This is a genomic window from Streptacidiphilus neutrinimicus, assembly GCF_000787815.1.
In the GTDB taxonomy this organism is placed as follows: domain Bacteria; phylum Actinomycetota; class Actinomycetes; order Streptomycetales; family Streptomycetaceae; genus Streptacidiphilus; species Streptacidiphilus neutrinimicus.
This window is the reverse complement of record NZ_BBPO01000004.1, coordinates 74491-101192: the sequence shown is the minus strand read 5'-3', so window position 1 is coordinate 101192 and position 26702 is coordinate 74491. Positions and strand designations below refer to the sequence as shown.

General features: G+C 72.8%; 35 protein-coding genes. 8 read left to right on the top strand and 27 right to left on the bottom strand.

The annotated features are described in order from the left end of the window. Window positions 1–18: 18 nt before the first annotated feature. Both TR48_RS04700 and TR48_RS04695 read right to left on the bottom strand, forming a co-directional pair. The gene (locus TR48_RS04700; RefSeq protein ID WP_236652007.1) at window positions 19–1779 is read right to left on the bottom strand and encodes a glycoside hydrolase family 15 protein; all 1761 of its coding nucleotides are present in this window, start codon (window positions 1777–1779) and stop codon (window positions 19–21) included. A 62-nt stretch (window positions 1780–1841) separates the two neighbouring features. Next, window positions 1842–3626 carry a thiamine pyrophosphate-requiring protein gene (locus TR48_RS04695; RefSeq protein ID WP_042364577.1) on the bottom strand — a complete coding sequence of 595 codons (1785 nt, stop codon included), beginning with the start codon at window positions 3624–3626 and terminating at the stop codon, window positions 1842–1844. 352 nt (window positions 3627–3978) lie between these two features. Here TR48_RS04695 and TR48_RS04690 point away from each other — a divergent pair, with 352 nt between their 5' ends. Beyond that, window positions 3979–4803, top strand: a complete 825-nt coding sequence (locus tag TR48_RS04690) for a SigB/SigF/SigG family RNA polymerase sigma factor (RefSeq protein ID WP_042364576.1) — start codon at window positions 3979–3981, stop codon at window positions 4801–4803. Window positions 4804–5174: 371 nt separating this feature from the next. On the opposite strand, the gene TR48_RS04685 is transcribed toward TR48_RS04690, so the two are convergent. Further along, window positions 5175–5348 carry a hypothetical protein gene (locus tag TR48_RS04685; RefSeq protein ID WP_042364575.1) on the bottom strand — a complete coding sequence of 58 codons (174 nt, stop codon included), beginning with the start codon at window positions 5346–5348 and terminating at the stop codon, window positions 5175–5177. A 46-nt stretch (window positions 5349–5394) separates the two neighbouring features. Continuing rightward, complete coding sequence (locus TR48_RS04680; RefSeq protein WP_042364574.1) at window positions 5395–5841, bottom strand: MarR family winged helix-turn-helix transcriptional regulator; 447 nt, start codon at window positions 5839–5841, stop codon at window positions 5395–5397. A 56-nt stretch (window positions 5842–5897) separates the two neighbouring features. Here TR48_RS04680 and TR48_RS04675 point away from each other — a divergent pair, with 56 nt between their 5' ends. After that, a complete protein-coding gene (locus TR48_RS04675; RefSeq protein ID WP_042364573.1) occupies window positions 5898–6302 on the top strand; it encodes a VOC family protein in 405 nt (134 codons plus the stop codon). Here the strand turns inward: TR48_RS04675 and TR48_RS04670 are convergent. The 3 genes from TR48_RS04670 to TR48_RS04660 form a co-directional block, all read right to left on the bottom strand. Continuing rightward, entirely contained in the window at window positions 6296–6625 is a 330-nt protein-coding gene (locus TR48_RS04670; protein ID WP_042364572.1) for a hypothetical protein, read from the bottom strand. The genes TR48_RS04675 and TR48_RS04670 overlap by 7 nt on opposite strands. Before the next feature lie 97 nt (window positions 6626–6722). Continuing rightward, the gene (locus TR48_RS04665; protein WP_052442397.1) at window positions 6723–7103 is read right to left on the bottom strand and encodes a helix-turn-helix transcriptional regulator; all 381 of its coding nucleotides are present in this window, start codon (window positions 7101–7103) and stop codon (window positions 6723–6725) included. Between the two features lie 141 nt (window positions 7104–7244). Further along, a complete protein-coding gene (locus tag TR48_RS04660) occupies window positions 7245–7595 on the bottom strand; it encodes a hypothetical protein (protein WP_042364571.1) in 351 nt (116 codons plus the stop codon). Between the two features lie 179 nt (window positions 7596–7774). Here TR48_RS04660 and TR48_RS42940 point away from each other — a divergent pair, with 179 nt between their 5' ends. After that, window positions 7775–7918, top strand: a complete 144-nt coding sequence (locus TR48_RS42940; RefSeq protein WP_161789772.1) for a hypothetical protein — start codon at window positions 7775–7777, stop codon at window positions 7916–7918. 51 nt (window positions 7919–7969) lie between these two features. On the opposite strand, the gene TR48_RS04655 is transcribed toward TR48_RS42940, so the two are convergent. Continuing rightward, window positions 7970–8209: a hypothetical protein gene (locus tag TR48_RS04655; protein ID WP_042364570.1), complete on the bottom strand. Its 240-nt coding sequence runs from the start codon at window positions 8207–8209 to the stop codon at window positions 7970–7972. Window positions 8210–8417: 208 nt separating this feature from the next. On the opposite strand from TR48_RS04655, the gene TR48_RS04650 reads away from it, so the two are divergent. Further along, window positions 8418–9080 carry a dienelactone hydrolase family protein gene (locus tag TR48_RS04650; RefSeq protein WP_042364569.1) on the top strand — a complete coding sequence of 221 codons (663 nt, stop codon included), beginning with the start codon at window positions 8418–8420 and terminating at the stop codon, window positions 9078–9080. A gap of 47 nt (window positions 9081–9127) precedes the next feature. Here TR48_RS04650 and TR48_RS04645 read toward each other — a convergent pair whose 3' ends face one another. Beyond that, window positions 9128–9463, bottom strand: a complete 336-nt coding sequence (locus tag TR48_RS04645; protein ID WP_042364568.1) for a hypothetical protein — start codon at window positions 9461–9463, stop codon at window positions 9128–9130. Next, the gene (locus TR48_RS04640; RefSeq protein ID WP_084728824.1) at window positions 9460–11415 is read right to left on the bottom strand and encodes a transketolase; all 1956 of its coding nucleotides are present in this window, start codon (window positions 11413–11415) and stop codon (window positions 9460–9462) included. Before TR48_RS04640 ends, TR48_RS04645 begins: the two co-directional genes overlap by 4 nt. A 289-nt stretch (window positions 11416–11704) precedes the next feature. Here TR48_RS04640 and TR48_RS04635 point away from each other — a divergent pair, with 289 nt between their 5' ends. Then, window positions 11705–12322, top strand: coding sequence for a hypothetical protein (locus TR48_RS04635; protein ID WP_052442396.1), 618 nt, complete (start codon window positions 11705–11707; stop codon window positions 12320–12322). Window positions 12323–12329: 7 nt separating this feature from the next. Here the strand turns inward: TR48_RS04635 and TR48_RS04630 are convergent, their stop codons facing one another. From TR48_RS04630 to TR48_RS04580, 11 genes are all read right to left on the bottom strand, one after another. Beyond that, complete coding sequence (locus tag TR48_RS04630; RefSeq protein WP_042364567.1) at window positions 12330–12635, bottom strand: gas vesicle protein K; 306 nt, start codon at window positions 12633–12635, stop codon at window positions 12330–12332. Continuing rightward, window positions 12632–12844, bottom strand: a complete 213-nt coding sequence (locus TR48_RS04625; protein ID WP_042364566.1) for a gas vesicle protein — start codon at window positions 12842–12844, stop codon at window positions 12632–12634. Before TR48_RS04625 ends, TR48_RS04630 begins: the two co-directional genes overlap by 4 nt. Continuing rightward, window positions 12841–13644: a GvpL/GvpF family gas vesicle protein gene (locus TR48_RS04620; RefSeq protein ID WP_042364565.1), complete on the bottom strand. Its 804-nt coding sequence runs from the start codon at window positions 13642–13644 to the stop codon at window positions 12841–12843. The genes TR48_RS04625 and TR48_RS04620 overlap by 4 nt, the downstream gene beginning before the upstream one ends. Then, window positions 13641–13985: a gas vesicle protein gene (locus TR48_RS04615; protein WP_042364564.1), complete on the bottom strand. Its 345-nt coding sequence runs from the start codon at window positions 13983–13985 to the stop codon at window positions 13641–13643. Before TR48_RS04615 ends, TR48_RS04620 begins: the two co-directional genes overlap by 4 nt. Continuing rightward, window positions 13982–14413, bottom strand: coding sequence for a gas vesicle protein GvpO (gvpO, locus tag TR48_RS39635; protein WP_063770899.1), 432 nt, complete (start codon window positions 14411–14413; stop codon window positions 13982–13984). Before gvpO ends, TR48_RS04615 begins: the two co-directional genes overlap by 4 nt. A 3-nt stretch (window positions 14414–14416) precedes the next feature. Then, on the bottom strand, window positions 14417–14668 hold the full coding sequence (locus TR48_RS04605) for a gas vesicle protein GvpG (protein ID WP_042364563.1): 252 nt from the start codon (window positions 14666–14668) through the stop codon (window positions 14417–14419). 2 nt (window positions 14669–14670) lie between these two features. After that, window positions 14671–15459: a GvpL/GvpF family gas vesicle protein gene (locus TR48_RS04600; protein WP_042364562.1), complete on the bottom strand. Its 789-nt coding sequence runs from the start codon at window positions 15457–15459 to the stop codon at window positions 14671–14673. After that, window positions 15459–15893, bottom strand: coding sequence for a gas vesicle protein GvpJ (gene gvpJ, locus TR48_RS04595; RefSeq protein WP_042364561.1), 435 nt, complete (start codon window positions 15891–15893; stop codon window positions 15459–15461). Before gvpJ ends, TR48_RS04600 begins: the two co-directional genes overlap by 1 nt. 6 nt (window positions 15894–15899) lie before the next feature. Then, window positions 15900–17159 (bottom strand): SRPBCC family protein, encoded by a 1260-nt coding sequence (locus TR48_RS04590; RefSeq protein ID WP_052442413.1) that lies wholly within the window; start codon window positions 17157–17159, stop codon window positions 15900–15902. 5 nt (window positions 17160–17164) lie between these two features. Continuing rightward, entirely contained in the window at window positions 17165–17980 is an 816-nt protein-coding gene (locus TR48_RS04585; protein WP_042364560.1) for a hypothetical protein, read from the bottom strand. A gap of 150 nt (window positions 17981–18130) precedes the next feature. Continuing rightward, complete coding sequence (locus tag TR48_RS04580; protein WP_042364559.1) at window positions 18131–18304, bottom strand: CsbD family protein; 174 nt, start codon at window positions 18302–18304, stop codon at window positions 18131–18133. Between the two features lie 448 nt (window positions 18305–18752). Here TR48_RS04580 and TR48_RS04575 point away from each other — a divergent pair, with 448 nt between their 5' ends. Beyond that, window positions 18753–19187 (top strand): cupin domain-containing protein, encoded by a 435-nt coding sequence (locus TR48_RS04575; RefSeq protein ID WP_042364558.1) that lies wholly within the window; start codon window positions 18753–18755, stop codon window positions 19185–19187. A gap of 89 nt (window positions 19188–19276) precedes the next feature. On the opposite strand, the gene TR48_RS04570 is transcribed toward TR48_RS04575, so the two are convergent. The 5 genes from TR48_RS04570 to TR48_RS04550 all read right to left on the bottom strand — a co-directional run bounded on the left by TR48_RS04570 (window position 19277) and on the right by TR48_RS04550 (window position 22648). Beyond that, a complete protein-coding gene (locus tag TR48_RS04570; RefSeq protein ID WP_042364557.1) occupies window positions 19277–20782 on the bottom strand; it encodes an MFS transporter in 1506 nt (501 codons plus the stop codon). Window positions 20783–20957: 175 nt separating this feature from the next. Then, the gene (locus tag TR48_RS04565; protein ID WP_152627792.1) at window positions 20958–21185 is read right to left on the bottom strand and encodes a hypothetical protein; all 228 of its coding nucleotides are present in this window, start codon (window positions 21183–21185) and stop codon (window positions 20958–20960) included. A gap of 101 nt (window positions 21186–21286) precedes the next feature. After that, window positions 21287–21559, bottom strand: coding sequence for a hypothetical protein (locus TR48_RS04560; protein ID WP_042364555.1), 273 nt, complete (start codon window positions 21557–21559; stop codon window positions 21287–21289). A gap of 203 nt (window positions 21560–21762) precedes the next feature. Beyond that, window positions 21763–22191 (bottom strand): ATP-binding protein, encoded by a 429-nt coding sequence (locus tag TR48_RS04555; protein WP_042364554.1) that lies wholly within the window; start codon window positions 22189–22191, stop codon window positions 21763–21765. Between the two features lie 61 nt (window positions 22192–22252). Further along, a complete protein-coding gene (locus tag TR48_RS04550) occupies window positions 22253–22648 on the bottom strand; it encodes an STAS domain-containing protein (RefSeq protein WP_052442395.1) in 396 nt (131 codons plus the stop codon). A 144-nt stretch (window positions 22649–22792) separates the two neighbouring features. Between TR48_RS04550 and TR48_RS04545 the strand changes: the two genes are divergently transcribed. After that, on the top strand, window positions 22793–25120 hold the full coding sequence (locus tag TR48_RS04545; protein ID WP_042364553.1) for an FdhF/YdeP family oxidoreductase: 2328 nt from the start codon (window positions 22793–22795) through the stop codon (window positions 25118–25120). Window positions 25121–25126: 6 nt separating this feature from the next. Here TR48_RS04545 and TR48_RS04540 read toward each other — a convergent pair whose 3' ends face one another. Further along, complete coding sequence (locus TR48_RS04540; RefSeq protein ID WP_042364552.1) at window positions 25127–25393, bottom strand: GlsB/YeaQ/YmgE family stress response membrane protein; 267 nt, start codon at window positions 25391–25393, stop codon at window positions 25127–25129. A 351-nt stretch (window positions 25394–25744) separates the two neighbouring features. Here TR48_RS04540 and TR48_RS04535 point away from each other — a divergent pair, with 351 nt between their 5' ends. After that, complete coding sequence (locus tag TR48_RS04535; protein ID WP_052442394.1) at window positions 25745–26701, top strand: ABC transporter substrate-binding protein; 957 nt, start codon at window positions 25745–25747, stop codon at window positions 26699–26701. Window position 26702 lies beyond the last annotated feature (1 nt).

Below are 26702 nucleotides of genomic sequence, written 5' to 3'. Positions count from 1 at the left end.
TGAGGTTGCCACAAGAGGTCACGGATCGACGGAGCCCGTCCCCAGATGCAGTCCCGGCTCCTGGCCGAGCCGCACGGCGCACTCCAGCATCAGCGCGTGCACGAAGGCCTGCGGCAGGTTGCCGCGCAGCTGCCGCTGGGCGGTGTCGTACTCCTCGGCGAACAGGCCCGGCGGACCGCAGGCGGCGCGGTTGCGTTCGAAGTAGCGCACGGCGCTCGCCTCGCGGCCCTGCTGGTGCTGGGCCAGCGCCATGGTGAACCCGCACAGCAGGAAGGCGCCCTCGGCGTCGCCCAGCGCGCCCTGGGAGTGACGGTAGCGGTAGACGTAACCGTCCTCCGTCAGGCTGGTGCTGACCGCGTGCAGCGTGGCCCGGGTGCGCGGGTCGTCGGCGGGCAGGGCGCCGCGCACGGGAGGCAGCAGCAGGGCTGCGTCGGTGCGCTCGTCGTCGGGTGTCCGCTGCCAGTAGCCGTCCGGGTGCAGGGCCTCCTTGGAGGTCTGCGCCAGGATCGTGTCGGCCAGCGCCGCGCAGCGCGTGGAGCGCCGGGGCGAGCCGGGGAGCGCGGCGACCGCCCGCAGTCCGGCGACACAGGCCAGCCGCGAGTGGGTCCAGCACTTCGGGCCGAGCTCCCAGATGCCGGCCTCCGGCTCGGTCCAACGGTCCTCGATCGCGCCGACGGCCAGGGAGAGCGCCCGGACGCCGTCGGCGTCCAGCCGGTCGAGCCGTGCCGCCGCGGCGAGCAGTTGCAGGGACTCGCCGAAGGCGTCGAGCTGGAACTGCCGGTGGGCGCGGTTGCCGATCCGGTCCGCCCCGCCCGGGTAGCCGGGCAGGTCGAGGATGCTCTCGTCCGGGACGGGGTCGCCCTCCACGGTGTAGGCGGGCCGCAGCGCCGGACCGTCCTGCAGCAGCCGCGCGCCCACGAACGACGTGGCGGCGTCCACGAGTTCGGTGGCGCCGGTCGCGGCGGCGGCCAGCCCGGCGTAGCACTGGTCGCGGATCCAGGCGTAGCGGTAGTCGTAGTTCCGTTGCCCCTCGGCCTGCTCCGGCAGGCACATGGTGGCGGCGGCGACCATCGCACCGCTGTCGCTGGTGAGACCGCGCAGCACGGCGTACGCGTGGTGGGCGTCACGCGGGGCGATGGCGCCGTCCAGCGCCGGACGGCCCTCTGCCCAGGCGGCCTCGGTGGCCCGCCACGCGGCGTAGGGGTCGGGCGGCGAGGACGGCAGCGGACCGTCGGCCAGCTCCAGCACGATGTCGTGACGGCCGCCCTGCTCCAGGTCGAACTCCCACACCAGCGGCTGCCCGTAGGCCTCACGTCGGGGCCGGGCGTCGGCGGCGCCGGTGAGCCGCCAGCGCACAGGACCGGTCCGGCCCTCCCAGACCCCGTCCTGCCGACGGGGTTGCCCGGCCGGCTCGCGGCCGAAGTCCGCACGCGGCTCCAGTGCCAGTCGGACGTGCGCGGCCCCTTCGACGGCCCGGACGCGGCGCAGCAGCACCGCGCGCCCGCTCTCGCCGGGAAAGGCCAGCGCCTCGCGGCACTCGATCACGGAGTCGGTGGTGACCCAGCGGCTGTGCCAGATCAGACTGCCCTGCTCGTACCAACCTCCCCAGAAGCGCCGGGGATCGCGCGGGGTCAGCGCGAAAACGCCGCCCCCGCCGATCAGTTCGGAGCAGACCGCGGCACTGTCCCAGCGCGGCACGCAGAGCCACGCCACCTCGCCGTCCGGGCCGATCAGGGCCCCGCGCTCCCCGTCCGCGAGCAGCGCGTACTGACGCAGCACGCTGGGCCGAAAGGCCCACGCGCCATCGGACCGGGTCCGCCGCCGGCTGTGGCGCTCCACGGTCACCGGCCGGAGGGCAGGAATTCCTGGATCTTGGCCTTGATCCCCTGCCGCACCATCGACGCGCGGTCACTGTCCCCTCGGATCACCGCCTCGGCCGCGGCCTCGATCTGGTCGAGCGTCGCGTGCGGCGGGATCGGCGGCACGGCGGGATCGGTGCGGAAGTCGATCACGTACGGCCGGTCGGCCGCGAGCGCGGCGGCCCAGGCGCCCTCCACATCGGCGGGCGACTCGACCCGGGTGCCCTCCAGGCCGACCATCCGGGCGAAGTCGGCGTAGCGCACGTCCGGGAGGTGCTGCGAGGGCTCGAACTGCGGCGCGCCCTCCATGGCGCGCATCTCCCAGGTGACCTGGTTGAGGTCCTGGTTGTTCAGCACCGCGACCACGAGCCTGCGGTCCTCCCACTGATGGTGGTACTTGGCGGCGGTGATCAGCTCGGCCATGCCGTTCATCTGCATCGCGCCGTCGCCGACCAGGGCGATGACGGGCCGGTCCGGGTGGGCGAACTTGGCGCCGATGGCGTACGGGACGCCGGGCCCCATGGTGGCGAGCGTGCCGGAGAGCGAGCCGCGCATGCGACCGCGCATCCGCAGGTGCCGGGCATACCAGTTGGCCGCGGACCCGGAGTCGGACGTGATGATCACGTCCTCGGGCAGCAGCGGGTCCAGCGCGTGGATCACGTACTCGGGGTTGACCGGGTCGGCCGTGACCTTCGCCCGACGGCCCATCACCTCCCACCAGCGGGCGGTGTTCTTCTCGACGGTCTCGCGCCACTTCTTGCGGTCGTCGCGCTGCTCCAGCAGCGGCAGCAGCGCCTGCAGCGTCTCGCGCGCGCCGCCGACGAGGTTCACCTCGAAGGGGTAGCGCAGCCCCACCATGCCCGGGTCGATGTCGATCTGCACCGCGCGGGCCTGGTCGAACTCGGGCAGGAACTGCGTGTAGGGGAAGCTGGAACCGATCATCAGCAGGGTGTCGCAGTCGCGCATCAGCTCGTAGGACGGGCGGGTGCCGAGCAGCCCGATCGAGCCGGTCACGTAGGGCAGGTCGTCGGAGAGCACGTCCTTGCCGAGCAGCGCCTTGGCGACGCCGGCGCCGAGGACCTCCGCGGTCTGCTCCACTTCCGCCCGGGCGCTGCGGGCGCCCTGGCCGACCAGCATGGCCACCTTGCTCCCGGCGTTCAGCACCTCGGCCGCGCGCCGCAGCTCCTCGGCCGCGGGCACCGGCACGCTGTGCGGCATACCCAGGCTGGAGGGCACCATCTTGAACGCGTGCCCCGGCGGGCTGTAGTCGAGCTCCTGCACGTCCGCCGGGACGATCACGGCGGTGGGCGCGCGGCGGGTCGCGGCGATGCGCATGGCGCGGTCCAGGACGTTCGGCAGCTGTTCGGGGACGGTGACCATCTCGCAGTAGTCGGAGGCCACATCCTTGAACAGGCTGAGCAGGTCCACCTCCTGCTGGTAGGAGCCGCCCATCGCGGAGCGGTTCGTCTGACCCACGATCGCGACCACGGGCACGTGGTCGAGCTTCGCGTCGTACAGGCCGTTCAGCAGGTGGATGGCGCCGGGCCCGGAGGTCGCCGCGCAGACCGCGACGCGGCCGGAGAACTTGGCGTAGCCGACCGCCTCGAACGCGGCCATCTCCTCGTGGCGGGCCTGCACGAACACCGGCTTGTTGTCGGCCCGGCCCCACGCGGCGAGCAGGCCGTTGATGCCGTCGCCCGGATAGGCGAAGACGTACTCGACCTCCCACTGGCGCAACCGCTCCAGCATGTAGTCCGACACCTTCATCAGCGGGTCTCTCCCTTCGCCCTGCGGCGCAGGCCAGAGCTGCGCCCTCGTCCCGGCGCGTCTGTCCCGGCGGGGGCGCGGTAAACCTGCGGCGGGCCACCCGCGATCACCTTCCGTGGCAGCACCGGAACGCGGCGTGGCGCGCGAAATCCGGTCTCCCCGGCCCCGTCCCGACCCCCGGCTGTACGCGTGTCTGCGGTGGAGCGGTCCGGGTGAGAGCCGTGGGCGAATAGTCCGTTTTCGTCTGCATGTGGCGAGGGTGGTCGGGTAGGCGTGGGATGAGCCCCGAAGCGGGACGGGTCCGCGCGGCCTCGGGGTCCGCGGACGCACACCAGTTCAGGAGCCCCACCCCATGTCCCCAATGCCCACTGACACGACCCCGGCCCGGGGTCGGCTGCCCGCGCCCCACGCCGTCGACACCGAGGACGCGCGTGCGCTGTCCTCCCTGCTCTTCGAGCGCCTCGACGAGCTCGACGAGGGCACGGCCGACTACTCCTACGTGCGCAACACGCTCGTGGAACTCAATCTCGCGCTCGTCCGCTACGCCGTGGCGCAGTTCCGCCACCGGAACGAGCCGACGGAGGACCTGCTCCAGGTCGGGATCGTCGGGCTCATCAAGGCCATCAACCGGTTCGACCCGCACCGGAACGTCGAGTTCTCGACGTTCGCCCTCCCCACCATCACGGGCGAGCTCAAGCGGTTCTTCCGCGACACGAGCTGGTCGGTCCGGGTCCCCCGGCGGCTCCAGGAGCTCCGCCTGCGGCTGGCCAAGGCGCGCGACGGACTCTCCCAGGAGCTCGAACGCGAACCCACCGACGCCGAGCTCGCGAAGCACCTGAGCCTCACCGAAGCGGAGATCGCCGAGGGCCAGGCCGTCAGCAACGCCTACACCGCCGGAACGCTCGAACCCCCCGACCCCGACGAGCTGGAGGGCCCGCAGACGCGCCGCATGGGCTACCTGGACCGAGGCATCGAGGGGATCGAGAACCTGGAAAGCCTCAAGCCCCTGATCGCCGCCCTCCCGGAACGCGAGCGCACCGTACTCGCGCTCCGGTTCACGGGCGAGCTGACGCAGTCCGAGATCGGCGCCCGCCTGGGCATCTCCCAGATGCACGTCTCCCGGATCCTCAGTCGGGTGCTCACGGGCCTGCGCGAAGCCCTGCTCGCCGAGGACTGAACAGCCGACGAGGGGACCGGGACGACTGAGACGGCGGCGTCAGGCGGAGGTCGGTGCCTCAGGCGGGGGCCGGTGCGGGGCCCGGTCCCGGGCGGCCGGGCGGCGGTGGCGGCACCGGGTCAGGGCCGAGGGGCTCCGGACGCGGGGGCGGCATCGGATCGGGCCCGAGCGGATCGGGGCGCGGACCAGGGTCCGGTCCCGGCTCCGGTCCTCCCGGGGGCGCCGGCGTGGGAGTCGGCGGAACCGGGTCGGGGTGGCGCACTGCGATGACGGACACGAGGCTCAGTCCTCCTGGGTCGGACCTTGTTCGGACGAGGACGGCCGCTGACGTGACGTCAACGACCGTTCCAGAAGAGCGACTCGGAAGTGGATCACCTTCGGTACCAGCGACCGCGACGGGCGCCGGCTCCCTCCGCGCCGCGGAACAGGAAGCCCAGGAGCCAGAGCACCAGAACCGCGAGGGCGATCCACCAGAGCACGTGCACAGCGAAGCCGAGACCGCCCAGGACGAGGGCGAGAAGCAGCACGAGTATCACAAGCAGCATGTCGGTCCAACCTCCTCAAAGGCGCGTCTGCCCCGGCTTCGCGGCGTCACACCTGGGCGCGGCCGTCGCGGTCGTACAGGCGCAGCAGCAGGTCGTGGAGCACCGCGCGCTCGTTCGGCGCCAAGGGGGCGAGGACGGCGTCCTGCACTTCCCGCGCCTCGGCGTCCAGCGCGGCGAGCTCGGTTCGGCCGGCGTCAGTGAGGGTGACCCGCACCCGGCGGCGGTCGGCGGCGTCGCGGTCGCGCGCGACGTGGCCGAGGGCGGCGAGCTCGTCCAGGAGCTTGGCCATGTCGCTGGGATGCACGTCCAGCCGTTCGGCCAACTCTCTTTGGGCGTGGGGGCCGAAGTCGGCCAGGGCGGCCAGGGTCGCCATGTGCCACAGGCGCAGCCCCCGGCTCGCGAGGCGCTCCGCGAGCTGCCCGCGGGCATCGCGGCCGACCTTGGACAGCAGGTAGGTGGTGAGCCCGGTGAGGGTCGGCGGTGTGGTGGTCACCGGCCTATAGTAGGCGCGCACCAATCGTTGGCCTGTTCCTACTGTTCGGGGGACCCATGGACGCCGCCTATCCGCGCCTGCTCGTCGCCGACTTCGCGGACAGCTTCCGCTTCTACGCCGCGGTCCTGCCGCAGCTCATCGGCGCGCACCGGACCAAGGGCGACGCGGAGGGCCCCTACGCCAGCTGGGACCTCGGCCACGAGGGCGTCATCTCGCTGCTGGACCGCGCCGCGATGGCGGCGCTCGCGGGCACCGCCGAGCTGCCCCAACCGTCCCCGGCGCAGGACACGTCGATGCTGGTCTTCCGCGTCCCCGACGTGGCGGTGGCGCACGCGTTCTGCCTCGACCGAGGCGCACGGCACGTGGCCGGGCCCGCCGACCGTCCGGCCTGGGGTCCCACCTGCCGCACCGCCCACGTCCGCGACCCCGAGGGCCACCTGCTGGAGTTCCAGTCCTACTGACCTCGGGCGTTCCGCCGACGGCGTCCCGCCACCCGTGCGGCCTCCAGCAACGCGACCGCCGCCCAGAAGCCAGCCGTCGAGGCGGTGACGGCGGTGGTACGGACCTCCACGGCGACGGTCGCGAGCGCGAGGCCGGAGGCGACCAGCAGCACCATCCAGTCGAGTTGGACGCGGGCGCAGCGTTCCAGCAGGCGGCCCCACAGCCCGCGGTCCGGCGCGGCCATCGTGCGGAGCGCGCGATCGAGCGCCTTCTCCTGCCGCAGGTCGCTCTCCAGGGCGGCGAGGATCCTCCGCTCGCGTGGGCTCAGTGTCTGCCCGGCCACGACCGCCTCCGTCCGCCGTCACCCGGGGGACGGCCACCCGTTCTCCCGGCAGGCGGCTTCTGTCCACATGTTGGACCGGTAAACGCCGCCGGCCCGTTCAGACCACGTCGTGCGGCGGCCCCGGGGCCGTCGGCGGCGCCCCGTCACCGTTGGGCGACGGGGCCGGGCCGGAGTGGTGGCTGAGCAGCAGCGCCAGCAGGTCGGCGACGTTGGGGCCGGCGTCCGCAGGGTGGCGCAGCGGGCTGGCCGCGGTGATCTGGTAGTGGTTGGTGCGGCCGACCCGCGTGTGGGTGAGGTAGCCGCCCTCTTCCAGATCGGCGATGATCCGCTGCACGGCGCGCTCGGTGAGCAGGCACTGCGCGGCGATGTCCCGCACCCGCATGCCCGGGTCCCGGGAGATCTGCACCAGCACCCTGGCGTGATTGGTCAGGAAGGTCCACCTCGCGTGCGTCGCGTGCGAACCCGGCACCTGGTCCATGGGCACCATCGTAGGACTGTCGATTCACGCTTCGCGACAGCCGAAAGGCTTTTCGTGCGATCACGATCCGATCGGCACACCACAGGAACGGGCACCCGTCGGCCGATGCCCGTTCCTGTGGTGTGCCCGGGCCGCGCCCGATCAGTCGACGCGGCCGCGCAGCCCCAGCCAGGTGAGAACCCCGACGACGGCCGCCGCGCCGAGACCGACGAGCGTCTTCGTGCGGGTGCTCGTCCCCGCGCCGGCGTCCTTGGCGCCCTGGGCGGTGCCCTTCATGCTCTTCGCGGTGCCCTTCATGCTCTTCGCGGTGCCCTTCACGGTCTTCGCGGTGGACGCCGCCTGGTGCTGAGCCCGGTCGAGGACCGTCGTGGTCCGTTCGGCGGCCGCCCGCGCCATCTTGGCGGCGCGGTCGGCCACCACGGCCGCGCCGTCGCTGACGGTGTGGGCCGCGGTCGTGGTCTTCTCCTTGGCCTGCGCGAATGTGCTGCCCATGAGGAAAGCCCTCCCTGACGGTGACGTTGCGGTTGCGCAGGGCGTCTACCCGGGATGGCGGCGGATATCAGCGCCGCGCGGAGTCCGCTGCCGACCTGCCCGTTTGGCCTACCGCCGGCCGGGCATCCGCGCGGTGGCGCTTCAGGACCGTCCACCGCACGCGAAAGAGGCTGACGAGCATGGCCGACCCCCACCCCTCCACCCGCGACCGCTCGCACGGCGGCGCCCCCGGAGAGCACCCCGGCGCGAGCGTCAGGGCCTTCTGGATCGGCGTCCTGATGATCCTCGTGCTGCTCGTCGCGGTGATCGTGGCCGTGGGCTGAGCCCGGCCGACAGCGTCGCGCTCAGCCGCGCTCAGCCGCACGCGGCCGCGCTCAGCCGCGGGTGACGCGTGCCCGGACCGCCGGGTCGGGTGCGGCAGCGGCGAGGTGGACGACGGTCCACCAGTCCGCCTCTTCGGCCTCCAGCCGCCACGCGCGGGCCGAAGCGGCGGCTGCGGCGGCGTTGCGCTGGGCCTGCCGGTTCCAGCCGCGCGGCTCGACGGCCGCCAAGCCGCGCACGGCGTGTGCGCCGATCGCCCGAAGCACCTGCCGGGTTCCGGGCAGCGCGAACATGAGCCATTCCTCTCGAGCGGAGACGAGCGCTCACGACGCTACTCGCCGTCGGGCGCCGCGCAGCCCGACCCGCACCGGGCTTGGGCCGAACGAGTCAGGACAGGCGTGGGGGCGGAGCGTCCGCGTCGGCCGTCCCTGGGTTTCGACGGGTGTTTCGGCGGACGCCGCGCGGGCAGGGAGCCTGGGACCGGAAGAGGGAGGTGGGGTCATGCCTGCCGTCACGGTCCGGGACGTCGTCATCGGCTTCGGCGGGGAGGCCGTCCACGGCGATCTCGCGCTCCCGCCGTCGCCGCCGTCCGTCGTGGTGTTCGCGCACGGGAGCGGGAGCTCCCGGTTCAGCCCGCGCAACCGCACGGTCGCGGCCGTCCTGCAGCGCGCCGGGCTCGGCACCCTGCTGCTGGATCTGCTGACCGCGTCCGAGGAACGCATCGACGACGTCACGTGCCGCCTGCGGTTCGACATCCCGCTGCTCGCCCGCCGACTCGTCGCGGCGGTCGACTGGCTGGACGGGGAGTCCGCGACAGCCGAGCTGCCGGTCGGCCTGTTCGGCGCGAGCACGGGCGCGGCCGCCGCGCTGCGGGCGGCGGCCGAACGCCCGGCCCGGGTGAGCGCCGTCGTCTCCCGGGGCGGGCGGCCCGACCTCGCGGGAGAGGCGCTGGCGCGGGTGCGCGCGCCGGTGCTGCTGCTCGTCGGCGGTCTCGACCAGGAGGTGCTGCGGCTCAACCGTGCCGCCGCCGACCGGTTGACTGCTCCGTGGCGGCTGGTGGTGGTCCCGGGGGCGACCCATCTCTTCGCCGAACCGGGGACGCTGGAGCAGGTCTCGGCCGCGGCCCGGGACTGGTTCCTCGACCCCGAGGGAACCCCGCCCTGACGGCTCGTCCTGACGGGGTTTCAAGCCCTCTCGGCGTCGGTTCGGCGTCAGCGTTCCTCGCCGCCCTGCGGGAGCTGGGCCAACTCGGCCGCCAGAGCTGCCCGCTGGGGACCGCTGATCGCGCCGATGGCGGTGTCCTCGTGCCGGACGCCCGCGCGCAGCAGCATGTCCCGTGCCGTCAGCCAGTCGATACCGGGCAGGGCCCGCAGCACCGGCCCGATCGGGAGCGCCGCGGCGCGGCCGTCCCCGCGCATGGAGGCGAGGAAGAGTTCGGCGACGCGGGTGGGCCCCTGCCGCTTGACGTCGGCCAAATCCCGCTCCCACTGCCGTCGCTCGTCGCTGGTCCCGCCGTTCGTGGTGTCCGGACGCGGCGCGGTCGTCATGACGCTTCCTCCCGTTGCGGGTTCCCTTGCGGGTTCTGGTGCGCTGAGGTGCGGTGCCTGCCGCCGAGCACGGCCAGGGCCGCCTCGGCGATGCGGGTTCCGGAGAGGCCCGCGCTGTCGAGCAGTTCCTCCGGGGTGCCGGAGCCGGGCAGGTCGCGGACGGCCAGATGGGCCCAGCCGCCGAGGGACTCGGCCGCCCCGCGGGCCGCGAGGGCGGACAGGACCGCCTCTCCCAGACCACCCTGGACATGGTGGTCCTCCGCCACCACGATCGCCCCGGTCTCCGCGGCGGCGCGCACGAGCGCGTCGCAGTCCAGCGGCTTGACCGAGTAGAGGTCCAGGACCCGGGCCGCCACGCCGTGGGCGGCGAGCCGGTCGGCGGCCTCCAGGCAGGTGTGCACGGTGACGCCGGTGCCCGCCAGGGTGATCCGGTCCTCCTTCGAGTGACGCAGCGTCTTGGAACCGCCCACCGGGAACTTCTCCCCCGCCTCGTACAGGACGGGATAGGCGCCGCGAGTGGCGCGCAGGTAGGAGATGCCGGGCAGGTCCGCCATGGCCGCGGTGAGGGCCGCGGCCGAGGTGGCGTCGCTCGGGCTGAGCACCGTCGAGCCGAGCACCGACCGCATCATCGCGAGGTCCTCCAGACCCATCTGCGACGGTCCGTCGGGGCCGATCTCCACTCCGGCGTGGGTCCCGCACAGCGACAGCGCCACCTGGGAGATCGCCGCCATCCGGATGAAGTCGTGAGCGCGGGTGAGGAAGGCCGCGAAGGTGCTGGCGAAGGGGTGGTAGCCGCGCACCGCGAAGCCCACGGCGGTGGCGATCATCTGCTGCTCGGCGATGTAGCTCTGGAAGAACCGCTCCGGGTACGCCTCGCCGAAGTCCTCGGTGTGGGTGGAGTTCCCGACCTCCGCGTCCAGCACCACGATGTCGGGGCGGACGCCGAGCGCGACCAGCGCCTTGCCGAACGCGGCGCGCGAGGCCGCCTTCTCCCCCACCTCGAAGCGGGGCAGGTCGACGGCGGCGCGCCCGCCGTCCCGCCGGGGCGACCCGACGGCGCCCCGTGTGGGCGAGGGGGCCGGGCCCTGGACCGTCAGGGCGCGCAGACCTCCCAGCTCCACGAGAGCCCGATCGGCCAGGTCGTCCGGGAGCGGCTTGCCGTGCCACCCGTCCGCGTCGGCCACCTCCGTCACGCCGCGCCCCTTGACCGTACGGGCCAGCACCACCGTGGGCTCGTCACCCTCCGTGGCCTGCGTCAGCGCACGGTCCACGGCGGCGAGGTCGTGGCCCTCGACCGTCAGCGGACGGCAGCCGAACGCGGCGACCCGGCGCGCGTAGGCGTCCAGGTCCCAGCCCAGCTCGGTCGGACCGCACTGGCCCAGCCGGTTGACGTCCACGATCACGGTCAGGTTGCCGAGCCGCCGTCGGCCGGCGCGGTCCAGCGCCTCCCACACCGAGCCCTCGGCCATCTCGCTGTCGCCGCACAGCGCCCACACCCGGTAGTCGCGGTGCTCCAGCTCGCGTCCGGCCAGAGCGATGCCGACCGCGTACGCGACTCCCTGCCCGAGCGAGCCGGTCGCCAGGTCGACCCACGGCAGTACGGGGGTCGGGTGCCCCTGCAGTCGCGCCCCGGCGCGGCGGTAGGTGGTCAGCAGCTCCTGCTCGCCGATCACCCCGGCCGCCTTGAACAGCGAGTACAGCAGCGGCGAGGCGTGCCCCTTGGAGAAGATCAGGTGGTCGTTGTCGGGGTTCGCCGGGTCCTGCCAGTCGTAGCGCAGGTGCCGGGCGGCGAGCACCGCGATCACGTCCGCGGCCGACAGGCTCGACGTCGGGTGGCCCGAGCCGGCGGCGGTACTGGCGCGGACGGAGTCCACGCGCAGCTGTTGCGCGAGCTCGAACACACCGCCCAGGTCCGTGTCCGGTCCCACTCGTCCGGTCTCCGCCGAAGTCAGCACCTCGCCACCTCCATACCGCCGCTGCTGCGCTACCCAAGGTCAGTGCTGCGCCTTGCCCCGCCCTACGTGGGCAAACCCGCGACCGGGGTAAAAGGCGAGGCAAGTCGATCGACGCCCGGCACGTCGACGGCACAGGCGTCACGGTGTGTGACCGGTGGCGCCCCGGGTAGGCGCGATGCGGGTCAGGATCCGCTCGTGGCCCGTCCGTGGCCCGCTCGTGGCCCGCCGGCCGATGAGGAGGAACATGCCCGGCGCAGACGTCCAAGTGAGATCCCAAGGAGTCCGCTTGCACGGGGAGCTGGCGCTGCCCGAGTCGCCGTCGGGGGTGGTGCTGCTGGCCGTCGGCCGCGCGGGGATGCGCCGCCGTGACGAGGCGGTGGCCCGCACCCTCCATCTGCACGGTTTGGGGACGCTGCTGCTCGACCTCCTCCCCCGCGCCGAGGCGTCGCTCGATCCGTTCGAACCGGTCGAGACCACGGCGCTGGCGCGCCGGATCGTCTCCGCCGTGGACTGGCTCGGCCACAGGGCCGGGACCGCGCACCTCCCGGTCGTGCTGCTGGGCTTCGGCGACGACACGGACGCCGTGCTCGCGGCGGCCGCGAGTCGGCCCGACCAGGTGGAGACGGTCGTCCTGCTCGGGAGCGGCGGAGATCTGAACGTGCCCGTCGAATGGGTGCGCGCACCAGTCCTGCTGGTGGTCGCCGCCGGCGACGACCAGGCGCGCGGCAAGCAGGAACAGCTCCGGCGCCGGCTGCGGGCGCCCTTCCGCGCCGAGTGCGTGGCCGCGTCCGACCAGCGGCTGGCCGACCCCGACGCCCGGGAGCGGGCTGTCGGCGTCGTCGCCCGCACGTTGCGCCGTCCGCGCGCGCTGAGCACCGCGACGGCGGCCGGGAAGGCCCGCTGACGGCGGTTCAGCCGTCGCGCTGGTCCGAGCCGAGGAGCCTGCCGAGAGGGCCGAGGTCGAGATCGAGGTCCTTGCGGGTGAGGCCGAAGTGCTCGCACAGTTCGTCCATCCGCTGGTTCAGGGCCATCAGGGTGAGCCCGATCTCCTCGATCTGCTCGTCCCGCAGGCCGCCGTCGTCGATCCTGCGCAGGGCCTGGCGTTCCATGAGTTCGCGGATCAGCTCGACGACGGTGAGCACGAGCCCGGCGAGGTCGCGCCCCACCCGCTCCGGGTCGGTCTGAACGCGGTGCCGCGGCGGCCGGCCGTCGGTCATCCGTCCTCCTCCCAGGCCTCGATTCCGGCGGCGCGGATCGTCGCCACAAGCGCCCGCAGGCTGATCCGGACCAGGTCGACGTCGGCGATGCCGAGCGTGATCTCACCCGCGATCACCACGCCTCCGGCGAGCAGCCGGTCGAGCAGGTCGACCAGGGCGACGTTCCGGTTGTCGTACAGCGCGGGCGGTGCCGCAGGTCCGGTGGTCATGCCGACTCACCCTCCCCCGCGTCCTGCCGCTCGTGACCGGCGAAGGAGTAGGGCGGCCACGGCCCGGTGAGTTCGAGGGTCAGTTCGGCCGTCTCGGCGGCCATCGCATCGACGGCGGACCGGAACCCGGGGAGGCGGTCGTCGTCCACCAGGTACGCGCAGTTGAGGAGCATCGGCTCGTCACGGCCCGTCGCCTCGCCGGGCTGCGGCGGGTGCTGCACCCAGTCCGCCGCGACCCCGGCGAGCCGCGCGTGGACCCGGCTCGCCTGCTCCATGGCCGCCTGGGTCGCCCGGTCGCGCTCGTCGCGGCGCGCGCGCAACCGCGACAGATACGCGGCACCTGGGCTCTGCCCATCCGCCGGACCGCTCGCCTCCGCCCCGCGCGGAGCGGACCACGCCTTGACGCCCAACTCGGTCCGACCCGAGACGTGGTCGACCGCGGCCAGCAGGCGGTCGTGCCGCTCCGTGAGCAGTTCCACCGCGCGCGCGTCGTCCTGACACAGGGTGGCGAACCGCATGGGCAGCACCCGGTGGGTGCGGCCGAGCACGCAGACGACCCGGTGGTGGTCGCGGACCGCCCGCTCCAGCCAGGCGGGGTCCTGAATGTGGGCGTTCAGCGCCTCCTCGTCGAAGTCGGCCCGCGGCACCGATCCGGCGACCGCGGCGAGGCCGGGGACGTCGAGCAGGCGCAGCGGCTCCCCCGCCACGCCGGTCAGCGACTCGGGCAGAGCGCCCGACGGCGCCTGGACCACGGCGTACAGCCAGGTGTTTGCGGAGCCGGTGTCGGGGACCGCGGTCATGGTTCCTCCCCGTCCGCCTCGTCCGACCGGTCTGCCCGATCCGCCCGGTCCCCGTCCGGGAGTTCACGCCGCCGGGCGGAGGAGGAGAGCGTGGGGTCGTGCTCCCACCAGTCGATGCCCATCTCCTTGGCCCGGTCGACGGAGGCGACGAGCAGCCGGATCCGGATCGTCAGCAGCTCGATGTCCAGGAGGTTCACCTGGATGTCCCCGGCGATGACGATGCCCTTGTCCAGCACGCGCTCCAGCAGGTCGGCCAGGCTCGCGGGCTGGGCCGGCGCGGCCTGCCGGGAGACAGCCGGGCCCCACGGCCGGTCGCCGGAGCGGGCGACAGGGCTGCTCATGTGTCCTCCTCCGGACGGCCGCGGTGGTAGCGCCTCTCGCGGCGGTAGCCGACGAGGTCGCCGTCCGCGTCGAGATCGACGCGGTAGAGCGCGAGCAGGTCGGTGGAGTCGGGGATGCGCCGGCTCTCCAGGACCTCTACGCGGACCCGCCAGCCGTCGTCGAGACGTTCCAGCCCGGTCACGCCCTCGGGGGTCTTGCCGGTGAGCTCGCGGACCTGGGCGGCGGCCATGGCCGCGGCGCGGTGGGCCTTCAGCTTCGGGGTGCGATGCCCGGAGTCACCATCCTGGGACGGCTCGTCCGCGTCGCGCTGCCGCGCCGAGGACGCGGCGCGCCGCGTCTCCGACGCGTCGTCATCCGTGGTCCTGCGCCGAGGCCGTGCGGACTTCGGCGCCGTCGACCGGGTCCCACTGGTCCGGGATTCCGTCACGGCTCACACCTCCAGGCCCCCACCTGTTTCGCGTCCCTGCCACAGGAGTTGCAGCAGTTCCTGCTCGCGTTGGTCGGCCTCCTCCTGACTGATCTCCCCCTCGGCCCTGGCACGGTCCACCTCGTCGAGCTCCGCCCGCACGCGTTCGGGGTCCGTGAGTTCGCGCAGCGCCTGGTCGTACAGCCGCTCCGCCACCCACACCACGCCGCGGACGGGGGCCAGCGGCAGGGTCAGCAGCCCGGAGACCAGACCCATGGTCAGGCCGCCTCGTCGCCCGCGCCGCCGTCCTGCACGGCCGCCACCGCGAAGTCGTACGGGGCCAATGGCCCGAGCAGGCGGAGTCGGATGCGATCCGCCCAACGCAGGGCGAGTTCTTCGGCGGCCTGCTCGAAGCCGAGGCGTTCGTCGATCCGGACCAGGAACGACGTGTGCACCGCCTCGTCCCCGGTGGTCGACTCGGCGCGACGGGAGGCTCCCGCGTGCGGGCCCAGGCGCTCGACCAGCTCCTGGGAGTCCTGCGACCGCGCCGCGGCCACCGCGTCGGCGACCATCTCGCCCAGCCGGATGAGCTGGTGCCGTTCGGCCTCCTCCGGCATGCCGCGCGTCGCCTCCCGCAGGTCCGCGATGTCGGGACGTGCGGCCAGCACGTCGCGCAGCAGCCGCTCCTCGCTGTAGGAGCCGCGTACGGTGAACTGCACCCAGCCGTCGAGTTCCTCCAGCGCGCCGCGGAACTTCTCCTCGGCCGGGGTGAGCAGGTCGGTGCCGACCGCCTGCGCGTCGGCGAGGACCGCACCGAAGCGGAAGGGCAGCACGGGGGTGCCGGTCGCGGCCAGCGTGTCCAGCACGTGGGCGTGCGAGCGCAGGTCGTGCGCGTTGCCGAGCGGCCCGTCCGCGGGGATCTCGCTGACGACGGCGGCGATGCCCCCTTCGGGGAGCAGCGTCACCGGCGCCGGTGGGTCGCCGAGGCCGGTCAGGCCCTCGGGCGTCGTGGTGTCGGCGGGCACGACGCCGTAGACGTAGCAGGCGGACTGCGTGCCGCTGCCCATCACCGCTCACGCTCCCTTCGTGCGGAGGCGGTCCGGGACCTCCGGCGCGGCCGTTCCTCCTCCTCTTCCTCCTCGTCCTCGTCGCCATGGCGTCCGAACACCTGCTTGACGGTCTCCTGGGCACCTTCGAGAGCGCCCTTGGTCTTGCTCTTGGCGCCCTTCTCCCCGAGCCCCTGCACCAGTTCGGGCAGCCCTTCGCTGTTGCCGGTCTGGGCGAGGTCGAGCCGGTTGACGGCTTCGGCGAACCTCAGGTAGGTGTCGACGCTGGCGACCACGATGCGCGCGTCGATGGTGAGCAGTTCGATGCCCACGAGCGAGACCCTCACGTAGACGTCGATGACCAGCCCCTTGTCCAGGATCAGGTCGATCACGTCCACCAGTCCGCTGGACTGGGGTCGGTCCAGGTAGTGGCTGCGCTGGGAGGCCACGGTCATGTCCGCTCACCTTCCTCGTGCGGCGGTGCGACGGCTCCGGGACCGGCGGGCGGGCTCGTCCTCCGGCTCCTCCTCGTCGTCATAGCCGTCTTCGTCGTCGTACTCGTCCTCGGGCTCTTCGTCCTCGGGCTCTTCGTCCTCCGGCTCTTCGTCCTCGGGCTCTTCGTCCTCGGGCTCTTCGTCCTCCGGCTCTTCGTCCTCGGGCTCTTCGTCCTCCGGCTCTTCGTACTGGTCCTCGGCGTCCTCGTCCTCCGGCTCGTAATCCTCCGCCTCGTCCTCGTCGCCTTCCTCGGGCTCCTCGTCCTCGTCGCCCTCGTACTCGTCCTCGTACTGGTCCTCGTCCTCCCGCTCGTCGTCCTCCTCACCGTTCTCCGCTTCCTCCTGGGCGCGGGCTTCCTCTTCCTCCTGCATGGCGTCCTCGTGCGTCCGGACGACCTCGCCGTCGCGGATCTCGCCGCGCCAGCCCTCGACGCCGTCCGGGTCGAGGATCGTCTGTGTCATGACGTGCCGCCGGAAGTGCTTGAGCTCCAGCCGTGCGCGACGGCCCTGCGCCCGCCAGATGTTCCCGGTCCGCTCGAACAGCCCCTGCGGGTGGTACTCCAGGACGACGAGGATCCTGGTCAGGTTCGGGGCCAGCTCGTGGAAGGTGACCGCGCCGTCCACGCGACCCTTCTCCCCTTTGGACTGCCACACGATCAGCTCGTCCGGCACCTGTTCGATGATGGTCGCTTGCCAGGTCCGGTGGGACAGGAAGATCCCGGCTTTCCAGGTGAGCTTCTCGTCGGACTCCTGTTCCACCGTCTCAAGCCGCTTGGTGTACTTGGGGAAGTCCTGGAACTGCGTCCACTGGTTGTAGGCGACGCGGACGGGGACGCCTACGTCGATCTGCTCGATGATGTTGGTGAGCTTGAGCTTCTTGCCGCCGCCCCGGCCTCCGCGGCCTCCGCCCCCGCCCTCGCCGTTGCCGCTGTCCTCGCCGTTGCCGCCGCTGTCGCCGTTCTCGCCGTTGGCTCCGCCGTCGCCGTTCCCGCCGTTGCCTCCGCCGTCGCCGTCGTCGCGATTGTCGCCGTTCCCGCCGTTGCCGCCCGATCCGTTCTCCGCGTAATTGAGGAGCCGGTCCGTCATCTCGCTGGCCTTGTCCTCGGCCATGGAGATCGCTCGTTCCCCGGCGGCGCTCAGGAGCTTGCGAGCTCCCCGAGCCATGAGGTCGGTCGGGAGCTCCTGCATCAGCGTGCCGAGGACCTGTCCTTTCTTCGGGGCAGCCATCGTCATCACCCACGCTTCCGTGCCGCGTCACGCCGCCCGCCGGTTGCCTTCCGCGCCGTGCTCGCGGTCTTCTTCGCCGCCGCACCGGTCCGGGCGGTCGCCTTCGTCGCGGTGGCCTTCTTGGCCGGCGCCTTCTTCGCCGGTGCCTTGGCCGCGGCCTTCTTCGCCGGCGCCTTCGCCGCGGCCTTCTTGGCCGGGGCCTTCGCGACTGCCTTCTTCGCCGTGCCGCCGGCCCGGCTCTTCGTGGCCGAGGACGGAGCGGCCGACCTCCGGGACGCGGCGGGCTTCGCCGCCGTCCGCGAACCGCGTGTGGAGCTCCGCGACCCCCCGCTCCGGCGCGGCGGCTCCTCCTGGTCCTGCTCCTCCTGGTCCTCGACGTCCTCGTCCTCGTCTTCGTCGTTCTGGTCCTCGGCGTCCTCGTCTTCGTCCTCCGGCTCTTCCTGCTCGGGCTCCTCGGGCTCCTCCTGGTCTTCGGGCTCGGGCTCCTCGGATTCGTCCTCGGCTCCGTCCCTGCTCCTGCCGCGTCCGGCGTCACGCAGCGCCGCCGTCCCGCTCTCCAGACGGTCCGTCAGCGAGCCCATGCGTCGGCTCGCCGCCGCGATCGCGGCCTTGCGGCCCGCGTCCGCGAGTTCACCGGTCACGGTGCCGGCCAGCTCCTTCAGCTGCGGGGACTCCATGAGGCCGCCCAGCAGGCCCCCGCCGTTGGCGCTGAGGCGCTTACCGGCGGCGAGACCTGCCAAGGTCAGCGCCCACCGCGCCTTGTGCATGCGGCCCAGCAGATAGCCGCCCCCCACGGCCATCGCCAGCTTGGTGTTGTTCATGGCTCTCCCTGCTCGTGAAGTCCGGACTCCGGCTCCGCGTCGCGTTCCGGGTCCGATGGGGCCCGGCGCGTACCCGAGCCCCTGGTGCTGAAACCGGCCACGGTCACCTTGCGTGACCGTGGCCGTGACCGGACGCGCGACGGTCCGGGATCAGTGCTTCAGCGCGTCCTTGGCCTTCTGGCCGGCCTGGGCGGCGTCGCCCTTGACCTGCTCGGCCTTGCCCTTGGCGACCATGCGCTCGTTGCCGACCGCCTTGCCGGCCGTCTCCTTGGCCTTGCCCTTCGCGGTCTCCGTCGTGTGCTTGATCTTCTTTCCCGCACTCATCGCACGGTTCTCCTATCTGTGGAGTGAGCTGTGCTGTGCCTGCGGGCGCTTTTGCCCCCTATGTCCGGGCTCACGCAGAAAACGGAATATTGGCGTCCGTTTCTATCCGCGGTGTGAGACACGCCAGGGGTGGCCGAGGAAGACACCAGCCGGGATCCCGCTACCCGCCGCCATGTGCATTCCTCGACGAGCTCCAGGAACGGGCAGCGCCGCAGGCGGATCACCCCGGTCACGCCGGTCCGGGCCGCCAGGCGGGCCCCCGCGCCGCCTTCGCCGCCCTCGCCCGCCAGTCGGCTGAGGAGGATCTGCGCGAGCAGCCGGTAGCTGCGTGCTGGCGCGCACGCCGGGCCGCTCGGCCACGTCCGCGAGCCCGAGCGGCTCACCTGCGCCGCGCAGCAGCTCGATAATGGGCGGTGCCGGTGCGAGCGCACCAGAAGGGAACGAGGCCGTGACTGACGACGACGCGGACGAGCCGTTCACCGGCGGGTTGTCCGCCGCCTCCACTCCCGCCCCTGTGCCGGGCCTGCTCTGCGACATCCACGCGCTCACCGCGGCCCCCGAAGCTGCCGCCGCCGGAGCGATGTGGAAACTGGCCGAGTCCGGGCGTCAGCTGGACGCCAACGTGGTCCACCTGCGGCCCGGCCGCCAGGTCGGCACGCACACCGAGCCCGACCTGGACGTGCTGCTGCTGGTCGTGTCCGGAGCCGGCACGCTCACCTCGCCCGAGGGCGAGCAGCAGCTCGCCGCCGGCTCGCTCTACTGGCTGCCGCACGGCTCCACCCGCGGCCTGACCGCCGGTGACGACGGCCTGTCCTACCTGACGGTCCACCGACGGCGCCCTGGCCTGCAGATCCGCTCCCGCCGACGGCCGGAGCACTCCTGACCACCCGAGACATCGGCCTCCACGTGTTCGCCGCGAGCGTGCTGCCCGTCCTCTTGGTCGCGCCGCCGCATCACTTACCTGAGCGGCCGTCAGCGCCGTCGGCGGACGGTGACCTCCTCGTCTGCCGTCCCCAGCTGCTGCTCCTGCTCCTGCTTCCGTTCCCGCCGCGCGTCGTGGACGACGTCCGCGACGCCGACGAGCAGGGCCGCCGCCACCGCGACGGCCACCGCGCACAGGCTGGCGGCGAACGCGCCGGTCCAGTCGTGCGGAGCATGGGCGATCCGGCTGAACAGCACGCTGCCGATGGCGGCGATGCCGAGCGCGGCCCCGATCCGCTGGATCGTCTGCACCACCCCACCGGCGCTGCCCGCGCGTTCGACGGGCACGTCGCTGAGCGTCAGCGTCAAGTTCGGGGAGATGACCAGGCCGCTGCCCAGCCCCGCGACCAGCAGCGGGCCGGTCAGTGCCGCCGACATGTCGGCCTGGTCGGCCTGCGTGGCCGCGAAGGCCGTCGCGAGGACGCCCACCACAACCGTGGCCGCGCCCGCCACGACCATGCGCCGGCCGAACTTGTGGACGATCCGCCCGCCGACGGCGGCCGACGCCGCCGAGCCGAGCGCGAAGGGCGTCAGCGTCAGGCCCGCGACGAGCGCGCTCTCGTGCTCGCCGCTCTGCAGGAACAGCGTGACGGCGAAGAAGATGGCGGTGAACCCCGCGAAGTAGCATCCGGCCAGCGCGGAGCCGAACACGTAGGAGGGCTTGGCGAACAGGTCCAGCGCGACCAACGGCGCCTCGGGATCACGGCGCTGGTAGCGGTGTTCCCAGAGGGTGAAGGCGGTCAGCAGCACGGCGGCCGCGGCGAACCCGCCCGCCAGGGCCGCCACGGGCCAGCTGCGCAGCTCGATCAGCGGCAGCAGCAGAGCGGTGACGCCCGTCCCGAGCAGCACGACGGCGACGGGGTCCATGCGGGCGTTGCGGGTCCGGCCGCGGACGCGGCCCTTCGGGAGCAGCTTGGCGGCCAGCACCACGGCCGTCGCGCCGACAGGCACGTTGACGTAGAACACCCAGCGCCAGCCCTCGTGCTGGCCGAACAGCTCGATCAGCAGGCCGCCGAGCAGCGGCCCGACCGCGGTGGAGATGCCGACGACCGCGCCGAAGATCCCGAAGGCGCGGCCGCGGTCCTTCCCCTGGAAGCTCTCCTGGATGTAGCCGGACACCTGCGGCAGCACCGCGCCGCCCGCGCCGCCCTGCACGAGGCGTGCGCCGACCAGCCACGCGGGCGTGGGGGCAAGTCCGCAGGCGACGCTGGCGACAACGAACCCGCTGACCCCGAGCATGAACACCTTGCGCCGGTCCCGGGCGTCGCCCAGCCGCCCAGCCGGGACGAGCAGCAGACCGAAAGTCAGCGAGTAGCCGGAGACGACCCACTGGAGGGCCGCGTCGCCGGCGCCGAGGCCCACCCGGATCGACGGCAGGGCCACGTTCACGATGCTGACGTCCAGCAGGGTCATGAACCCGGCCGTCAGGCAGACGGCCAGGGCCCGCCACGGCTGTGTGCCGGCGGCGGCGTCCTGACCGGCTTCCGGCTCCGTCACCTGCGGGCCGCCGTCAACGCTCCGCCCAGATCAGGTCGTAGTCCTTGTCCATCGTGCCGGTGACCTGCCCGGCCTCCTCCACGCGCGTCTCTCCCATGGCGGGCCTCCCTTTCCGTACCGCGCGGATAACCGGATGCCCTCCCCGCAAACGCCCGCCCGTCACCCGGCGGGTGGTTCAGTCCTCGTCGAGCTCGGAGACGAGCGCCATGCAGTCCACGTCGATCCGGTCGGCCAGGCTGTCCATCATCTCCTTGACCTCCAGCAGGGTGGCCGGGTCCGCCGCCCGGCCGGACCACGTGCCGACCTCCTCCGACACGTGCCGCAGCAGCCCGGAGAGGGTCACCGCCGGGACCAGCACCTCACCGTCCACCAGACAGACCAGCTCGATCGTCACCCGTCTCACCGCGACCACTTCCTCCGTCGGCTCGCTCCGCGTCGGGCAGGCCGCCCGCGGGCGGCCTCGCGGCGCGAGTACCCTCGCTCACCGGGCCCACACCCCGCGCGTCAGCTCCGGGCGTCACCGCCGCCCTCACCGGCGGCGTCGTCCCCGATCCCGTCCTCGAGCTCGGAGGCCACGGCGATGCAGTCGACGTCGATCTGGTCGGCGACCTCGTTCAGCAAGGTGCGGACTGCCTCGACCGTGCTCTGGTCCGCACCCTGGCCCGGCCAGCCGGACAGCTGGTCGTCGATCTCCCGCAACATGCGCGACAGGACCGAGGCCGGTACCAGCACCTGGCCGTCCCCGCGCCACACGAGCGGGAAGCTGATGGATGCCATCCGCTGCTCCTCCCGATCGGGCCGCGGCCCGGCGCACAGGCGCGCCGGGCGGCGGCTTCCGGGCGCGCTTTCCCCGTCGGGGAGGGGACACACCTGCCTTTTCGGCCCTCGCGTTCGGGCCTCGCGTTCGGGCCTCGCGTTCGGGCCTCGCGTTCGGGCCTCGCGTTCGGGCCCCTTTCGCGGCCCTCCTGCGCGGACGCCGCTCAGGCGTGGTCGATCTCGAACCAGACGACCTTGCCGCCGTCCCGGGGCTCGCTCCCCCAGCGGTGGGCGAGCCGCTGGACCACCCGCAGCCCGTGGCCGCCGGGGTACGCGGGGACGGTGAGCGGGCGCAGCTCGGGGCTGACCGGGTTGGCGTCGGCCACTTCGACCCGCAGGCGGTCGCCGGCCGCGGACACGGCGAGCTCCTGCGGTCCCCCGGCGTGCAGGCAGGCGTTGGTGACCAGTTCGGACGTCATCAGCAGCACGTCCTCCACCACGGCGAGCTGCTCCTCCTGCGGGTCGTCCAGCCAACCGCGCGCGGCGAGGCTGGCGCTGACGAAGTCGCGGCACCGGCCCACCACGCCGGTCGCTCCCCCGAGGTGCAGCCGGTCCACGCCCGCCGCGCCCGTCGAACCGCCTGTGCCGTCCACCGCGAGCCTCCGCTCCTTGGTCCTGCCTGCCCTTGTCAGGACTCCCGTCCGTCCCCCGTTCTCAGGCCCCCTGCGGCGCCCCGCCGGCCGAGCGCGCCTCGGCGAGCGTCGGGTAGCGGGGGAAGAGCGTCGCGGCGCCGGTGAGGTCGAAGACCCGGGACACGCCGCGGCCCAGCCCGACCAGCTCGACAGCCCCGTCGCGCGCCTGGGCCCGGGCGCGCGCCTGCAGCAGCACGTTGAGGCCGGTGGAGTCGCAGAACCGCAGGTCGGAGAAGTCCACCAGGATGCGCGCCGAGCCCGCGTCCTCGCAGTGGTCGAGGGCCGTGCGCAGAGCGGGGGCCGTGTCGTGGTCGAGCTCCCCTGAGAGCCGCAGCAGCGCCTCCGACGCGCCGATGTCCTCGGCCACGGCGAAGCGGCTGGCGGCGGTGTCGCCGGTTTCGTCCGTGCTGGACGTCATGTGCACGCTCCCGGTTTCGGGCCGTCCCCCCTTCCGGCCATCATCTCCCAGCTGCGGGAAACGAGCAGCTCCTGCTGGGTTTTGCCCACGATCGGGAAGGTTATCCGTCGAGTGAGAGACGTCTTTCCCACGGAGGAGACGGCCATGAGCGTGCCGGACCCGACCCGGGCGGGCGGGGAGAACCACGAGCGGCAGCAGGAGCCGGAGCTGCGCACCGCCCCTCCGCAGCACTCCAGCGTCGGCGTCCACAGCGTCACCGAGACGGTGAAGTACGCCCGGGAGGAACCGGGCCCGGTCCGTGGCATGCAGTCGCTGCTCGCGCTGAACCAGGTCAACGGGTTCGACTGCCCGAGCTGCGCCTGGCCCGATCCGCCCCCGGGTGAGCGCAAGAAGGCCGAGTTCTGCGAGAACGGCGCGAAGGCCGTGGCCTGGGAGGCCACGCGCAAGCGCGTCGACCGCGCCTTCTTCGCCGCCCACTCCGTCGCCGAGCTGCGCGCGCACGACGGGTTGTGGCTGGAGTCCCAGGGCCGCCTGGTCGAGCCGATGCACCTCGCGCCGGGGGCCACGCACTTCGCCCCGATCTCCTGGCAGGACGCGCTCGCGCTGACCGCCGACCGGCTGCGCTCGATGGACGATCCGAACCGGGCCGTCTTCTACACCAGCGGCCGCACCAGCAACGAGGCGGCGTTCGCCTACCAGCTGCTGGCCCGGCGCCTGGGGACCAACAACCTGCCGGACTGCTCGAACATGTGTCACGAGTCCAGCGGCGCCGCGCTGAAACAGACGATCGGCGTGGGCAAGGGCGTGATCTCCCTTCAGGACATCACCGACCACTCCGACCTGATCATGATCGTGGGCCAGAACCCCGGCACCTGCCACCCGCGCATGCTGACCGCGCTGGAGCAGGCCAAGCGTCGCGGCGCGAAGATCATCGCCGTCAACCCGCTGCCCGAGGCCGGCTTCGGGCGCTTCCACAACCCGCAGTCCCTGCGCGGCCTGACCGCCGGCACCCAGCTGACCGACCGCCACCTGCCGATCCGCGTCAACGGCGACCTCGCCTTCTTCGCCGGGCTCAACCGCGCCCTGCTGGCGGACGAGGAGACGGCACCCGGCACCGTGCTCGACCACGACTTCATCGACCGCTACTGCGAGGGCTTCGAGGAGGCCGCGGCGGCCTGGCTCTCCCTCGACTGGGCACGGATCGAGGAGCTGAGCGGTCTGACCCGGCGGGTCATCGAGGACACGGCGGCCGACGTCACGAACGCCGACAGCGTGATCGTCTGCTGGGCCATGGGCCTGACCCAGCACCGCAACGCCGTCCCGACGATCCGCGAGATCGTCAACTTCCTGCTGCTGCGCGGCAACATCGGCCGTCCCGGCGCGGGGCCCGCACCGATCCGCGGCCACAGCAACGTCCAGGGCGACCGGACCGTGGGCATCTGGGAGAAGATGCCGGACGCGTTCCTGGACCGGCTCCGCGACGAGTTCGGCTTCGAACCGCCGCGCGCCCACGGCTTCGACACCGTCGACTCCATTCGGGCCATGCGTGACGGCAAGGTCGATGTCTTCTTCGGGCTCGGCGGCAACTTCGCCGCCGCGACCCCGGACACGACCGTCACCGAGGCGGCGCTGCAGAACTGCGCGCTGACCGTCAACGTGGCCACCAAGCTCAACCGCACGCACCTCTGCCACGGCACGGAGGCGCTGCTGCTGCCGTGCCTGGGCCGCACCGAGCGGGACCTCAAAGACGGCGTCGAGCAGTTCGTCACCGTCGAGGACTCGATGGCGATGGTGCACGCCTCGCGCGGCCGGCTGCTGCCGGGCTCGCGTGAGCTGCGCAGCGAGGTCGAGATCGTCACCGGCCTCGGCCGGGAGCTGTTCGGCGACGAGCTGGGGTGGAGCGAGATGGGCCGGGACTACTCCGTGATCCGCCGTCACATCGAGCACGTCGTCCCGGGCTTCCACGCCTACGAGGCGCGGGTGACCCGGCCGGGCGGCTTCACGCTGCCGCGCGGTCCGCACGACTCGCGCACCTTCCCCACCGCGACGGGCAAGGCCCGGTTCACGGTCAACCCGGTCACGGCGGCCGAGGTGCCCGCGGGCCACCTGCTGCTGACCACGGTCCGCTCGCACGACCAGTTCAACACGACCGTCTACGGCCTCGACGACCGCTACCGCGGCGTGCGGGGCGGCCGCCGGGTTGTCTTCGTCAGCGCGGAGGACCTGAGCGAGCTGGGTTTCCACGACGGCGAGCTGGTCGACCTGGTCAGCGACCACGCGGACGGCGAACGCCGCGCCCGGGGCTTCCGCGCCACCCGCTATCCCACCCCGCGCGGGTGCGCCGCCGCCTACTTCCCCGAGGCCAACGTGCTGGTGCCGCTGGACTCGACGGCGGAGACGAGCAACACGCCGACCAGCAAGTCCGTCGTCATCCGCCTCGAACCCGCCGTCGCACCGGTGACCGACGCCTGACGGCGGTCACACCCGGTGGTGGGTGGTGACCCGGGCGATGACGAGCACGACCACCGCGCCGAGGATGGACCACAGGATGCCGCTGGTGTGGAAGCTGTGCGACCAGTGGTGCAGCTCGAACTCGTCGCCCAGGACGCCGCCGAGGAAGGACCCGACGATGCCGAGCACGATGGTCCCGAGCACACCGATGGGATCGCGGCCCGGCACGACCAGACGCGCGACGGCGCCGGCGACGAGGCCGATGATGACGAGGTAGATCACGTACGCAGCCATACGGAGCGCCTGCCCCGTTTCGGCCGCGTCATGTGACCCGGGCGCCCGTCGAGGCCGCCCACCGGGGCCGTTAGGCTCGCCCCGCCGTCGCCCGCGCGCGCCTCCGCCGTGCCCGCATCCCGACGTTCGCCGCGCGTTCATCTGCACTTGGCCGGACGCGTCTCGTCCGTTTGACCCGTTGCTCCACGGTTCTAACCACTGTTACTTTTCACTTGTGCTGGAGCGAACATGTCTCTTCGAACCGCTGTGGGCGCGCGTAGACGGTCGGTCGGCGTCGTCGCCGCAGCAGGACTGGTGATGGCCGTGCTCTCTGCGTGTGGATCGAGCCAGGGCGCCTCTTCTGGAGGCAGCGTGGTCTCCACCGGGGCGCCCGTGCCGCTGGTGGTGTACTCCGCCCAGGGCTACGACCAGGCCATGGTCACCGCCTTCCAGAAGGCCACCGGCATCCCCACCAAGCTCGTCGACGACAGCACCGGCCCGCTGCTGGCCCGCGTCCAGGCCGAGCGCGGCAACCCGCAGTGGGGCGTGCTGTGGGTGGACGGCGACGAGGCGTTCGCCGCGCTCGACCAGGCAGGGATGCTGGTCAAGAACTTCGAGCCGAGCGTGCAGCTGAACGCGGCCGGCCAGGCCGTCGTGCCCAAGGACAAGAGCTACGTGCCGACCGGCCTGACCGTCACCGCGGCCCTGGTCTACGACGCGAGCAGGACCCCGAACCCGCCGACCAGCTGGCAGGACCTGCTCACCCCCGCCTGGAAGGGCGCGGTGGGCATGAACGACCCGGCCGTCTCCGGCCCGACCTACCCGTTCGTCGCGGGCATGCTCAACCAGCTCGGCGGCGACAGCCAGGGCGAGGCCTTCTACAGCTCGCTCAAGTCCAACGGCCTGCACGTCTTCCAGACCAACGGCGACACCCTGCACGCGCTGCAGACCGGCCAGATCAAGGTCGCCCTGATCCAGAGCTCCGCCGGCATCGCCGCCGGGATCAAGGACAAGAACATCAAGACCGCCTACCTGCCCAAGGTCACCTCGCTGCCCAGCGTCATCGGCATCGACGGCAAGGTCTCGGCGCAGGAGCGGTCCGAGGCGGAGAAGTTCGCCTCCTTCGTGCTCAGCCCCCAGGGCCAGCAGGTGATGCTGACCGGCGACCGCAACGGCGACTCCCTGTACTGGCCCATCGTCCAGGGCGTCACTCCCGACCCGGAGCTGCCCGCCCTGGAGTCGGTGCCCACCCAGGCGATCGACCCCTACGTCTGGGGCCCCAAGGAAGGCACCGTCAACACCTGGTTCAGCAACACGATCGTCCACTGAC